This is a genomic window from Arsenicibacter sp. R0_47 (assembly GCF_057652235.1).
In genome coordinates, this window is sequence record NZ_JBYFCJ010000116.1 from 1 (window position 1) to 517 (window position 517).

Here is a 517-nt window from a genome sequence, read left to right on the forward strand (position 1 = left end):
ACTTTTCGGTGGCCAGTAAGGAAATCGAGCGAGGCAAGGGTACACGTGGCCGGGGAGCCGAGGGAAAGCAGAACGTTGCGGTGATGGCCGAAAGCACCCCGTTGGAAGATATCGAAACGGGCAAAAAGGAGAAGCATGTGCGTTATTTCAAGGCCAGGGTACTGGATAGCCATCAAAGTGAAGGAATCAACGGCGTGGTCAGGGACTGCATGGAGGATGATGCCATCGTATTTTCGGACAAAAGCACTTCTTACGTTGACATCTCCGATCTGGTGGAATTGCACGTCACCGAGAAATCAGACGCCAAAACCACCAAGGAAACACTCAAATGGGTGCATATCGCAATCAGTAATGCAAAACGGACATTGCTGGGCAACTACCATAAAATCAAAAGGAAATACTTACAGTTGTATCTCAACGAGTTTATTTACAAATTAAACAGACGGTATTTTGGAGACAAACTCTTTGACAGACTAGTAATTGCGAATATAACAGGTGCATAAACGGATAATCAGAA

General features: G+C 45.8%; 1 pseudogene. It reads left to right on the plus strand.

Going from position 1 to position 517, the window contains the following annotated elements:
• Positions 1 to 503: pseudogene (locus AC23NW_RS36270) on the plus strand (IS1595-like element ISBbi1 family transposase); the annotation flags it as partial.
• Positions 504 to 517 lie beyond the last annotated feature (14 nt).